Genomic DNA, 12,399 nt, shown 5'->3' on the forward strand with positions numbered 1-12,399 from the left:
AGAGGAAAATAAAACAACAGGAGATTATCAGAAAATTAATCCCATATTATAGGACGTTTAACTTTTGCAGTTCTTAAGTAATCTAAAAGTTGTCCTGTATGTACTGATTCATGATATGCAACTCGTAACAACATGTCCCCTAACTCTCGAATATATCCCATCTCTGAACGGTCTATTTTTATCTCAGTTAGTTGCTTTTCATTAAGGAGTCCTAAAAACCCTATAAATTTTTCCCTATATGGTTGAGCAAACTTTAATGCTTCTTCAACAGAACTAAATGTTTTTAGCTTATAAGGATTATGCTCCTCTGTTAGAGAAAGGTTAAGGGGTTTTTCTAACATTTGATGATAGAGGTATTCTCCTTCAAGAACATGATGTATCATCTCCCTACATGACATTGCTTCTGGATCAGGGCGCCAGTCTAACCTATCTTGAGGTATTGACATCCATACTTCTATACTTCGACGTCTCACTTCTTCAAAATTTAGTAAAATAAAATTCATCGCATTCATTTTTGCTCACTCCTTTAATTTTACTATAAATATAACATATCCAAAGTATTACAATGAAAAATATGGATAGTTTTATAAATATTATCTGTTTATTTAAATTAATCATTAATTTTTTAAGAAAGCCTGTTAATATAGATTTATTAAAAATCAGGAGGAACTTATGAGACAAAAAATAATTAGAATTAATAAACCAAACATATATAATTTTGATCTAATTTTAAGATACATAAAAAACTCGCCCTCCTTTGTAATCGAGAAGGTTATTGAAAACACATATTGTAGAGCTTTTGTAATAGGGGGAAGAATGTACCTAGTATTAGTTAGGGACGAAGGAATCGATAGTAAGTACTTGGAAGTTAAAGTTATTGGTGAAGAAGTTAAAAATAGTCATGTTCAACTAGTAAAGGAGAAAATTATCACAATATTTTGTCTGGAACAAGATATAGACAAATCTCAAAAGTTTATAGCCAATGAATCTAAGATAGGAAAATTAATAAAAATGTACGAAGGGTTTAGACCTGTTTTATTAGGAAGTGTCTACGAATCCACTATATGGGCAATCATCGGTCAACAAATTAGTGCAAAAGTTGCTCACGGGATTAAAAAGAGTTTATTAGAAAAAACAGGTGCTAAAATAACAATTAATAATTGTAAATATTATACAGATTTATGCCCCCATAAGGTGATGGAGTTAAATATAAACCAACTTCGTGACCTAAAGCTAAGTCAAAGAAAAGCTGAATATATTCATGAAATAACTAAAGCCATTATAAATGGGGAGTTAGACTTAAGTTGCTTATATTTATTGGACCGTGACGAGGGTTGTAGCTATTTAATGCAACATAGAGGAATAGGAAAATGGACGGCAGAGTCAATACTAATGAGAGGTATAGGGCGTCAAGACATTCTACCTGCAGGAGATTTAATTATACGTAAAGTGGTAGGAGAGATGTATGAGTATGATGAGTTATTAACGGAATCACAAGTTAGAAGAATATCTACTCAATGGAAAACTTCGGAAACCTGGATTACTCATCTATGCTGGTTTTATATGCAAGAAAAAATATTATAAAAGGAATATTTACAGGTTTAAAATAAACGAAAAAAAGGATGATTGACCTGTTTTTGTTTGAATTTTGTAAAAATTAGGTTTATTTGTTGAAAATACCTTTTTAATGAAATATTATGAATATATCTTTTAAGAAATGGAGGTGTTAGTTATGAAAGTAAAAGTTAAAAAAACAACTAATAAAGCTGCTGTATTAAACGGTATTCCAGGCTAAAACGTTTTAATTATGTGAACTACTTACTTATTGTTTAAACTTCAAGTCTGTAAATATAGGGAGCTATCATATGATAGTTCCCTATTTCAATAATTAAGAGAAATGGAGTGAGGTGTAGGAAATGAAACCTAAGTTCAAAGAGACAATCCCTGTATTTTTTATTAATGATGAAATTCATATTGGTGAAGAAGATGGAGTAGCAGGAGTTATTGAAGATCCTAGTGGAAGTATTAAGTATTTAATTTCTCTTATCAACGGAAAAAATTCTATAGAAGAAATAATACATTTAGTTCAAGAAAAGTATCCAAACATAAAAGAAAATGAGGTATTAGAAGGGATAAACGCATTAGATACAGAGAAATATTTAGAAGATAATTCTTTAAATCCTCAATCTATAAGAGATTATGAACTCGAAAGATATAAAGCAAACCTTAATTATTTTTCGCTTTTTACGTCTTTAGAGGACAACAAGTACAGTGTGCAAGAAACTATTATAAACACTAAGGTTGCTTTGCTCGGAATTGGAGGATTGGGTAGCCAAATACTATATCATCTATCTGCATTAGGTTTTCATAACATTAATGCATTAGATTTTGACACTTTGGAATTAAGCAATTTTAACAGGCAATTGTTATATTCTGAAAAAGATATTAATAAATTAAAAACGGAACTAGCAAAGGAAAGAATATCGAGCTTTAATCCAAATGTTAATTTAAATGTTACTAATAAGCGTATAGAATGTGCTGAAGATGTAATGAAACATATTGAAGGCAGTGATTATGTAATTTGTGTGGCCGATAAACCAACCCTTCATATACAGGATTGGGTAAATGAAGCTGTAGTGAAGTTAGGAAAGCCGTTGGTTTCCGGCGGAGTCCTAAACACAAGGGGCAGATTTTATTCTATGTTACCTGGAAAAACTGGGTGTGTAGAGTGCCACAAACGAACCATAATAGAAAGTGATGTTATTGTTAATAAGCAACTTGATAGCATGCATCAAATAAATTTTCAAAGAAATAATGCTGCGATTAGCCCAAATGTAGCTATGTTAGCTGGTGCTATTGTAAATGAATTTTTAGGGTTGGTAACAGGTATTCAAACTCCAACATCATTAGGGAAAATGATGGAATTAAATTTCCTTACATATCAAACTTACCCTATTTCAGAGTGGAATAAGAAAGAGGATTGTCCAGTTTGCCATTCCGCACCTGTAACAGTAGGTAAATAATAATTATGGGAGGATAAATATTGAAATCTTATGAAGTATTAAAGAATAGAGATTTTTTATGCTTATTTTTAAGTGCCACAACAAGTAAGTTGGGCACGTCTTTTTTTCAAATCGCATTGCCTTTATTAGTATATGATTTGACTAAATCACCAAGTTTAATGGCATTAACATTTGTTTTAGAAATTACGCCTCAAGTATTATTTAGTTTGTTAGGCGGAGCCTTAGCTGATCGCATAAGTAAGAAATACATTTTATTAATAGGTGATATTTTATCAGCCATTTTAATTATTATCATACCTCTTGCAGCTTCAATAAACGTTTTAGATATATGGATTGTATATGTGGTAGCTTTTTTAATATCAGCTGTCAGTGCATTTTATCATCCAAGTTTTGAATCAGTCATACCAGAAATTTTAGAAGGTGAAAATTTAATACAAGGTAACTCTTTATTCAAGTTATCAGAGACAATTACAACCTTTGCAGGCCCCTCAATAGCAGGTATTTTAATTGCTTTGGTTGGAACTCATAACTTATTATATTTTAATTTTTTCACGTATTTTCTTTCTGGAATATTCATTAGCTTAATAACTAAGAAATATAAAAGCCAGAATCCAGTTAATAGTTCTATAATGAATTCGATAGCTGAAGGAGTTAAATACGTTATAAATACTAAAAAGATTTTGATAGGAACTATTCTCATATTCTTGATTAATGTGGGTTATGGCGCTATGGAAGCTTTATTTATGTTTCATCTAAAGGATAATTTACATTTGTCGGCACAGTATATTGGTTTAATATTTTCCCTACAAACCTTAGGTTCATTTGTAGCAATCTATGCTGCAAATAAACTAAATAAATTACCGCGAGGAAATATAATTATCTATTGTGGAGTGATAATAGGTTTAGGACAAGCTATCCTTACTTTTTCAAACACTGCAGTTATTTTGTTGATATTATGTAGAATTGTAATTGTCGGTGCTGTAACATTATTGGCGATTAATTGGTTTACCCTTAGGCAAGAGATTGTACCATCAGCCTTATTGGGAAGAGTAATTAGCTCAACTCGTATGTTAGCTTTTTTAGCTTTACCGATTAGTGGAATGTTAGCAGGTGTAGCAGCCGAATATATTAGCGTCTCTTTAATTTTTATTTCAGCAGGTATCCTTACGATTGTGGCGTCTTTAATCGGTATTAAAACCTCTCTATTTGAGACCCAACAATCTATAGATCAACCTATTAATAGTAGCAACAAGTAGATAAGTACTTGAGTTGACTTGAAATATATTCATATTTATTGTATTCTTCTATAAGAACTTCATACTTGGAGTTTAAACAATAAGTAAGAACCCCTTTAGCATATAGTTAATAGGGGTTTTTAATTTTTAATCTAAATGTGTGTCTGAAATACAAGCAAAAATCTTTTTTATTATCGTTCTCTTCGCTTTTTCAAATGGAATTTTGAAGTTTAAATAATAAAAAACCTCTAGGATATTTACCTTAGAGGTTTTTTGTATCGAAAACACGTTTTATGGAAACTAAAAAAGACAAATCAGTGGGGTATATTACACAAATCTTTAGTTTAGTTGGGTAGGAAGACATTCTTAAGAATGTCTTCCTACCTCAACTAGTGTAAATTATTGTATATACTAGAAGATGCCGAAATTTGAAATCTCATATTCGCTTAATTACAAGCCATGAGTTTTATCAATAAAATTCATTAACTTAATTTTTCGGCAATGTATGACTAAGTTCTTTACCAATAAGATTAGCTGAAACTGGTTTCTTTCCTATTTCCCTAGCCCATACCGATAATTGTCCAATATGGTGTATTTCGTGAGCAATCATATGACGCATAACTTCTCCCCAAGTCTCAGTTACTATACTTCCATCTGGTTGTGGATCATAAAGAATATTCTTTTCTTTTTCTGCATTCCAAGACCTAACAAACTCTCTTACCTCAAACTGAAAGTTTGTATCTAGCTGGCGAACTTTTTCTAAGCTTTGATAGTTCTCAAAACTCTCCTGGAAATCATCCTTTCCCTGAAGAACGCGAACCCAACTCCACTCTACATCAACAATGTGAAAGAGAGTATGTAATATTCCTCCTACTCCTCCTGTTCGTTTCCGAAGCAATTCCTCTAGTGGAATATTCTCACACCATTGATACCACTCTTCTCTAACCAACCAGTTATAATGAAACATAGTTTGCAAACTAATTCCTCCGTTTACTGTATTTTTCACTTTGTCTCTTTTTTAATGGGGGTATTAATTAGTTCGAGAAATATTTATAGATACCTGTCTCATTGGAATAAGACAAGGTAATACATAGAGTCGTATAGACTGTTTTGTTCCTACAAAATCCCTTATGGTAACTTTAATAAGTACTTAGGAAAGGTGAAATCAATGTTTGAAAGTCAGCCAACTAAACAAGATTTGATAAACAAATTGGAAAACGTTCTTAAAGGAAATATGTCTAGAGAACAATTTAATCAATGGTCCTATAAATGGGTTCAAAACCTAGAGAGTAGAGATAGGCTTTCTTATGATGAAGATCAACTACATGAATACCTTATTTTTTTATTATGTATTGATTTAGAAATTGAACCAAATATATATTTTCATGAAGATATGGAACTAAAAGAATGGGTTAAAAAAATAACACTAGGTATTCCATTAACTTAATATAGTTATTTCAATGATTGCCCATAATCCGTTTTATGGTAACTAGATCTGTATACTATATCATGCTCTTTAAACTCAATTCTGATATATAATCAGATAAGAATAGAACTATAATTTAGTATGCCTAGATAGGAGTTGAAAATTGAAAAACCGATATATAGTGTGTTTAGGTGCATTAAGTGCTTTTATAATTATAGGATTCATTTGGTGGTTTCTTTTTGCACCTGGCTATCTACAATTTGCTCCAAAGGGAGAAGATATTTCTCAAAGTGCATCACCTAACGGCGATTACATAGTGAAAATTTACCGTTCAAGTGGTGGAGTGACTACACCTTTTGCTATTAGAGGAGAAGTGATTTCTACAAAGAAGATTTTTAATAAAAGAAAAAATATCTATTGGAATTATCCTCAAGAAACTGCCAAAGTTAAATGGGTAAATAACAAAACAGTTAATATTAGTGGCCATATATTAAACGTTAAAAAAGATACATTTAATGCTAATGATGTAGATAATTAAGTTCTATTTTTAAACAATAAAAAGCTCTTATCAAAGAGCTTTTTGTTGTTTAATTACCAATAGGCTACATTATGGTAGCTAAAAGTGTATACTTTTACAAACTAGATGGAGTGGATAGAGATGGTACGATAAACTCTCTAACTTTTTGGGTTCAGTTCAGTATCAAGGGCTTTTTCATTGTGTGAGAATTAATAGTTTAATATTTACTTATTTGGTATAAATATGGTATCATCATTTTGTGTTTAAAATTAATGAAAAATAAGGAATAAGAGGTATTTTTTATGATCAAAAAACGTATTTTAGGTATATCTTTAATTGGAATGATTGCTCTAACAACTGGGGGACAATCATTAGCTGCAAGTTCAGAAGTTGACCATGGAGAAGAGAATTTAAATAACGTAGCAGCATCCACACCAAATAGCACCACTGTTACAGCTCTTTCTACTGAAAAAGTTGGAGGAGGCACATGGAATCGTGGATGGGGTTTCGCTGATTATGGTAAGAAGAAGAAAGCTTGGTCAAACTATAAACATTCCAAAAAAATTCATAAATCTTCAAGTCAAGTAGGTCCTTACTATGATACAAGCGACTGGACTGCTAAAGGTAAAACATCAACTTCTAGCTCAAAAGGCGGTCTACTAGAGGATGCTCACGCATGGTATGATACTATTACTGAAGATTCTAAGAAAAAATAGTAGAAACGAAGGTTTTATATGGAGTGATAAGTATAAAACACCATGAATTTTTAATAAATCATGGTGTTTTTATATATTATTTTTTACTAATTAAAGGAGTTTGTTAATCTTGAAAAAATTTTTAGTGTTGTTTTTTGCACTAGTATCCATTTTTTCTTTCTTAATTACTTATACACAAATAGAACATACACAAATAGAAAATATGGAGAATATCGAAAAAAATATTGCTAGAGAGTTTACTATACCTAAAAACATGGTAACAGCAACCCCAGAAACTTTATATCCAATATTATTAGAAACAGCCAAAGAATATAATATCAATGTTTTTAGGCCAAGTATTAATTATAATTCAGATGATAAAGTAGAACTAATTAAATACATATTATTAACTAATGAAACACACTTTTATGATGCTTTCAAATTAAAAAATGGAGATTTTTTAAATCCCTCGAAAACTCAAAGAGGAGATTTCTTCCTTTCAAATGTGAACACAACTAGTAAGAAACAGACGGGTGAAATTTTAAATTTTGGTAACAACAGCAATGTTATGATAAAAACCCTAAAAGACTCATACAAGTATTTGCCTATAGAAGGTCAATACTTTGCTGAAGCTCCTGACAAACAGACCTTTAAAACCTTTTTGAATAGCTTTGTTCTTAAAATAAATAAAAAGTATAATCAATCTTTGAGCATCGATGATTTTACTAAAAGTAATCATAGTAGTAAAAATAACACTAGTTCAGGACTAATGTATTTAACATATATTTACTATATAGTTATTTTAATAATATTACTCTTTTTAATTTACTATATATTCAATGAATCCAAAAGGGTTGGAATTATGAAAATCCATGGAATCAGTGATATAAAAATATGGTCTATACTTATTGGGAAATTAATAACTGTTTTCTTTAGTATATTAACTATTGTCCTGGTAATAATTGCTCTTTTTATAGAAAATACTATGTGGGAGTTTATTTATAAAGTAGCAATTTATCAAATGAAAACCTATATCATTATTATATTAATTTCACTTATTTCTTACATATTTATCTCTAAAATGAAAATTAATGAAGCAATAAAAAATAAAAAAAATACTAATGAAATATTTATATTGAATGTATTACTCAAAATAATTTGTTCAATTATACTAATATCTTTTGGGTTTGTAATGTTGAATCAGTATAATACCATAAAAATAAAACAAGAGAATATGAAAAACTGGACACATAGTAAAGATTATGGAATATTTTATCCATTGTATGTAGGACACGACCAAGAAGATATAGCAAATGGGCAACGTAAAAATACTGAACAAATAAATGGTCCTTTGTATCATACACTTAATAATATGGGAGCTATTTTAATTAATGCCACTGCTTATGAGGCAGACAATCTACGTTTAAATAGCGATTATAAAGGGATAAATTCTGTTAAAGTTAATAATAACTATCTACAAGAGTTTCCAGTTTACGATGTTAATAATATTCCTATTAAAGTTTCTGAAAATGAGACAACGTGGGTGCTTCTTGTTCCAGAAAAATATCGAATGAAAAGTAAAGAAATCCTTAAATTTTTTAAACAGGATAGAAGAGATTTTAAAGATGCTGAAGAAGAGTTTTGGAATAAAAAACTTCCTAAAGATATTAAAAAACAAAAAATAAAAATTATTTGGACAAAAAATAAGCAAGATATCTTTAGTTTTAATCCAGAAGTATTTAAATATCAAAATAATATGATTAAAGATCCTATTATACAAGTAATAACAGAGAATAATAGCCTAAATATGGATAAAAGCTCCATACTGGGTAATGGGAGTTCGGATCCTCTAAAGATAAAGTTAATAAGAAGAGATTCAGATGCAACTTATCAAAAATTAGAACCACAGTTAAAAAAATTAAAACTAGATGATAACTTAAGACACTTAATAACCGTTGATCAATATTCATTACAAGAAATTCACGATTTACAAAAACAAATGAATACAGTTTTGATAGTAATTTCAGGTATGTTGGCTGGACTATTAATTATAAATATTCAGACTGTAATTGTTTCTTTTAACAAAAATCATCAGAAATACACTGTAAATAGACTATTTGGAATAAGCTTTATTAAAACGTACAGACCTTATCTATTATTACTTTTAGTATCTTGGGTGATTCAAGTAATAGTTTGTCTTATGATGAATAAAGGATTTGATGTCGATTTGTTAATAATTGCTTCAATACTTATATTTTTAGAGCTAATATGCTCAATTTTCACCATCATAATTATAGAAAAACGAAGTATAATAAAGTATTTAAAAGGAGGGTTCTAATCTCATTATGGAGACCTTATGTAACCTTGTAAGTGTAAATAAGAGCTATAATAAAAAACTTGTATTGAATTCTATAGATTTAAAAGTATACAAAGGGGAAATGGTAGCTATTACAGGCAAAAGTGGATCAGGAAAAACTACACTTTTAAATATTATAGGTATGCTCGAAAAGCCGAGTAATGGAGAGGTTCAGTTATTTGAACAAGATATTTCTTCTATTAGCGCTATTGAGAGAGCTCAAATCCTCCGGACAAAAGTTTCATATTTATTTCAAAACTATGCTTTAGTTGAAAATGCTGATATTAATTACAATTTAGAAATTCCATTAATCTATTCGAAAAAAACTAAAAAAGAAAAGAAAAAAATGAAAATAGAAGCACTTAATAAAGTAGGGTTAGATATTGCTCTAAACCAAAAGGTACATGAACTATCTGGAGGAGAGCAACAAAGAGTAGCTATAGCAAGATTATTTTTAAAGTCCTGTGATTTAGTTTTGGCTGACGAACCCACAGGATCACTTGATTCTACTAATAGAGATGAAATTATAAAACTTTTAAAAATCCTTAATGAACAAGGAAAGACAATTATTATCGTTACTCACGACGAGTTTGTAGTTAAAGAATGTAAGAGGTCCATTGAATTATCATGACTGAATGAACTGATTATTGATTGCAAGGTAATTATAAAAGTTATCCTCTCGATTAATTGGACTTGCTTCTGTGACAATTGATGCTTCAACTTATTTTTATATTTAAAAAAGACTACACCCAAGAGATGTAGTCTTTTTTGTAGAAGTACGTTAACTATAATATTATCTTTGATATAAGTCTTTTGGCTTATTTTTCTACTCATAATAGTTATTTTACTAACTAGGTTTTAGGAATAGAATATTATACCAAAACTAATAAACGACTGATGTACTAACTATATATTAGGTAATTTGTATTTTCTAGTCAAAGGCTATATTTATTCGCGCAGTAAATTTTGGCCGATAGAATTATTCTTTGTCTGTAAAAGTATACTTTTTACGAATAATTTTAATAAAGTAATGGAAAGAGAAACAAATAAAAGAGGCTCCTTTTGAAAAAAGGAGCCTCTTTTATTTACTTGACAGACACTAAAATTCTAGTAAACCCTATAATAATAATTTATCTATCTGGGACAGTTGTTGTAATAACACCAGTCCCATGAGTAGAGCCATAACTTACATGAAGAGAGTGACTAGTTTTAATTGCAAAACTACCTGATGTATTAGTCACACGTAAACCCGGTTTAGTTACAAACGGATTTTGCATATAATCGGAAGTGTGAGTCCATATCCATCTACCATATTTATTAGCTGTAGAAGATACATTATTTGTTATGACTGAACCTACTGAAAACGACCAAGGATTACTTGGAACTATACCAGAAAGATTAACGGATACATTGTAGCCAGCATCATCAAAGGGTCCATATGATACAAGTTTTTCTGCACCATAGTTAACGTCATTGCGAGTTATTAATTGATTAATTCTAAAATGTTTCGATTCATATTCATTAAATGAATCAATATCCCATACTGATCCTGTTTTTCCATTTATATTTGCCGACGAAGATTTTCTTAATAAATGTACTGTTGACGTATATGTACCTGCTTGAAGATGAGTAATAGGCTGATAGAATTTAAAAGAATACGTTTTATAATAGCCACCTTTTGGTTGAGAGGCCACTGCCATCGTACTTAAAGAATTAGAAGAAGATTTTGATGACTCACTAGTATTATCTCGTTCTAATTGATTAATAAAATTTTCAGAACCATTTTTAATTTCCTTTGTATTTTCCAATGCATCTTTTTTCATTTCAGAAAGTTCTTCATTATTTAAAACATTATTTCCATCAACATCTGTGAAATAATATTTCTCATAAAGTTTCCCATCTAGTTCAGTTTGATATACTGCGTACAAATGATTGTTTCCCGGTTCTTCTATAACATTGGTATCTATTGGTTTTCCATTATTATGAATGAATTTTGTTTCTATATCACCTTGCGGTACAGTTTTAGATTCTACCTTAGATTTTAATTCGAATTTTTGGTCTTTATTATCTTTAGTATTATCTTGAATCCAACTTGTTTTAACTTCTGATTGTACAGATTCATTAAATAATTCTTTATCCAATGAATTTTGATTACTTACTTCAGCGTGAGCTTTTGACAAATCTAAAAGTCCAAATAATGATATAGTTACTGCGATAACAGTAACTTTTTTACAAAATACACCATTTAATTTCATGCACATTTACCTCCTTTTAATAACTTTAAAGTTAAATAAAAACAAAAATACCATAAAAATGGAATTACCTTTACCAGTGTACATGTTTTTATGAGTTATGAAAACAGTAAAATAAAAAAACTAGCCTTTTACAGCTAGTTTTTTTATTTTACTGTGTAGTCATTTACTTACTAATACAGCTAACAAGTCAATAATATCATCTATCCTGTATGCTATTATTGCTGTACTTACTGCAGTAACTAACAACAAAAATAATTTGAGAGTCTCTACCAAATCTTTGGCAATTTTGTGCATTTAATTCACTCCTTCTGAAATCAGTTTATTTACATATGTACATGGAAGGACTTACCATTCACTTAATAAATTTCCGTTCTAATTATCAAAGATGTATTTTTTAAACCAACTCTAACATGGTTATTATAAAATATAAATACTTTATTAAATTATAAACTAATTGAATTGGAGTTAATATAAGTTTATAAACAACAATTAATCAAGCTCTTATAATTATTTTTGAGAGAATATGTCCAAAATATATTAATTTTTTAGCCAGAAAGTCTGTCTCTATGATAATGCCTGTATCAAGTCTTTTCATACTATATTAAAAAAGGGGAAGTCTATTATACGCAATATCTAGACTATTCTGCCACAAAAGTATCCATTTTTCAGTTTATAGAAGGATGTTATAACTGAAACGGAATCTATAGTATAGCATCATCGACTGTCCACCCCTCAAACAATTGAAAAATAAATAGGAAAAGCACTTTAAGACTTGATGTTTCTGTGTCCAATTTATTAACTTAAATCCATTTTTTACAAAAAACCTTCGATAGGTTTAACACTTACATAATGATATTCTTCCTACTAAATCACTTACCATTATAATAGTTTT

The 12,399-nt window shown here is 29.6% G+C and carries 12 protein-coding genes; 8 read left to right on the top strand and 4 right to left on the bottom strand.

Going from position 1 to position 12,399, the window contains the following annotated elements:
- Nucleotides 1-35 precede the first annotated feature (35 nt).
- Nucleotides 36-512 carry a DinB family protein gene (locus ACFX40_RS23735; RefSeq protein ID WP_377256557.1) on the bottom strand — a complete coding sequence of 159 codons (477 nt, stop codon included), beginning with the start codon at nucleotides 510-512 and terminating at the stop codon, nucleotides 36-38.
- Nucleotides 513-672: 160 nt separating this feature from the next.
- On the opposite strand from ACFX40_RS23735, the gene ACFX40_RS23740 reads away from it, so the two are divergent.
- The 3 genes from ACFX40_RS23740 to ACFX40_RS23750 all read left to right on the top strand — a co-directional run bounded on the left by ACFX40_RS23740 (nucleotide 673) and on the right by ACFX40_RS23750 (nucleotide 4,279).
- Nucleotides 673-1,584: a DNA-3-methyladenine glycosylase family protein gene (locus ACFX40_RS23740; RefSeq protein WP_377256560.1), complete on the top strand. Its 912-nt coding sequence runs from the start codon at nucleotides 673-675 to the stop codon at nucleotides 1,582-1,584.
- A gap of 332 nt (nucleotides 1,585-1,916) precedes the next feature.
- Nucleotides 1,917-3,023, top strand: a complete 1,107-nt coding sequence (locus ACFX40_RS23745) for a HesA/MoeB/ThiF family protein (RefSeq protein WP_377256563.1) — start codon at nucleotides 1,917-1,919, stop codon at nucleotides 3,021-3,023.
- Nucleotides 3,024-3,043: 20 nt separating this feature from the next.
- Nucleotides 3,044-4,279 carry an MFS transporter gene (locus tag ACFX40_RS23750; RefSeq protein WP_377256566.1) on the top strand — a complete coding sequence of 412 codons (1,236 nt, stop codon included), beginning with the start codon at nucleotides 3,044-3,046 and terminating at the stop codon, nucleotides 4,277-4,279.
- A gap of 466 nt (nucleotides 4,280-4,745) precedes the next feature.
- Here the strand turns inward: ACFX40_RS23750 and ACFX40_RS23755 are convergent, their stop codons facing one another.
- Nucleotides 4,746-5,234 (bottom strand): DinB family protein, encoded by a 489-nt coding sequence (locus tag ACFX40_RS23755; RefSeq protein ID WP_377239084.1) that lies wholly within the window; start codon nucleotides 5,232-5,234, stop codon nucleotides 4,746-4,748.
- Between the two features lie 192 nt (nucleotides 5,235-5,426).
- Here ACFX40_RS23755 and ACFX40_RS23760 point away from each other — a divergent pair, with 192 nt between their 5' ends.
- The 5 genes from ACFX40_RS23760 to ACFX40_RS23780 all read left to right on the top strand — a co-directional run bounded on the left by ACFX40_RS23760 (nucleotide 5,427) and on the right by ACFX40_RS23780 (nucleotide 9,883).
- Nucleotides 5,427-5,705 carry a hypothetical protein gene (locus tag ACFX40_RS23760; RefSeq protein WP_377239055.1) on the top strand — a complete coding sequence of 93 codons (279 nt, stop codon included), beginning with the start codon at nucleotides 5,427-5,429 and terminating at the stop codon, nucleotides 5,703-5,705.
- A gap of 142 nt (nucleotides 5,706-5,847) precedes the next feature.
- On the top strand, nucleotides 5,848-6,222 hold the full coding sequence (locus tag ACFX40_RS23765) for a DUF5412 family protein (protein ID WP_377256569.1): 375 nt from the start codon (nucleotides 5,848-5,850) through the stop codon (nucleotides 6,220-6,222).
- Nucleotides 6,223-6,503: 281 nt separating this feature from the next.
- Entirely contained in the window at nucleotides 6,504-6,917 is a 414-nt protein-coding gene (locus tag ACFX40_RS23770) for a lactococcin 972 family bacteriocin (protein WP_377239125.1), read from the top strand.
- Between the two features lie 109 nt (nucleotides 6,918-7,026).
- The gene (locus ACFX40_RS23775; RefSeq protein WP_377256572.1) at nucleotides 7,027-9,234 is read left to right on the top strand and encodes a DUF1430 domain-containing protein; all 2,208 of its coding nucleotides are present in this window, start codon (nucleotides 7,027-7,029) and stop codon (nucleotides 9,232-9,234) included.
- Nucleotides 9,235-9,241: 7 nt separating this feature from the next.
- Complete coding sequence (locus ACFX40_RS23780; protein WP_377239121.1) at nucleotides 9,242-9,883, top strand: putative bacteriocin export ABC transporter; 642 nt, start codon at nucleotides 9,242-9,244, stop codon at nucleotides 9,881-9,883.
- 499 nt (nucleotides 9,884-10,382) lie between these two features.
- On the opposite strand, the gene ACFX40_RS23785 is transcribed toward ACFX40_RS23780, so the two are convergent.
- Together ACFX40_RS23785 and ACFX40_RS23790 are read right to left on the bottom strand one after the other, a co-directional pair.
- Nucleotides 10,383-11,507 carry a hypothetical protein gene (locus tag ACFX40_RS23785; protein WP_377256575.1) on the bottom strand — a complete coding sequence of 375 codons (1,125 nt, stop codon included), beginning with the start codon at nucleotides 11,505-11,507 and terminating at the stop codon, nucleotides 10,383-10,385.
- Nucleotides 11,508-11,666: 159 nt separating this feature from the next.
- Nucleotides 11,667-11,801 (bottom strand): hypothetical protein, encoded by a 135-nt coding sequence (locus ACFX40_RS23790; RefSeq protein WP_274583246.1) that lies wholly within the window; start codon nucleotides 11,799-11,801, stop codon nucleotides 11,667-11,669.
- Between the last annotated feature and the right edge of the window lie 598 nt (nucleotides 11,802-12,399).

Source organism: Priestia sp. YIM B13552 (assembly GCF_042787775.1).
GTDB classification, from domain to species: Bacteria; Bacillota; Bacilli; order Bacillales; family Bacillaceae_H; genus Priestia; species Priestia megaterium_E.

Bases quoted from the DNA above. Each gene is read 5' to 3' on its own strand.
- ACFX40_RS23770 (WP_377239125.1), top strand. From the start codon at position 6,504: ATGATCAAAAAACGTATTTTAGGTATATCTTTAATTGGAATGATTGCT.
- ACFX40_RS23740 (WP_377256560.1), top strand. From the start codon at position 673: ATGAGACAAAAAATAATTAGAATTAATAAACCAAACATATATAATTTT.
- ACFX40_RS23760 (WP_377239055.1), top strand. From the start codon at position 5,427: ATGTTTGAAAGTCAGCCAACTAAACAAGATTTGATAAACAAATTGGAA.
- ACFX40_RS23745 (WP_377256563.1), top strand. From the start codon at position 1,917: ATGAAACCTAAGTTCAAAGAGACAATCCCTGTATTTTTTATTAATGAT.
- ACFX40_RS23735 (WP_377256557.1), bottom strand. From the start codon at position 512: ATGAATGCGATGAATTTTATTTTACTAAATTTTGAAGAAGTGAGACGT.
- ACFX40_RS23780 (WP_377239121.1), top strand. From the start codon at position 9,242: ATGGAGACCTTATGTAACCTTGTAAGTGTAAATAAGAGCTATAATAAA.
- ACFX40_RS23785 (WP_377256575.1), bottom strand. From the start codon at position 11,507: ATGAAATTAAATGGTGTATTTTGTAAAAAAGTTACTGTTATCGCAGTA.
- ACFX40_RS23790 (WP_274583246.1), bottom strand. From the start codon at position 11,801: ATGCACAAAATTGCCAAAGATTTGGTAGAGACTCTCAAATTATTTTTG.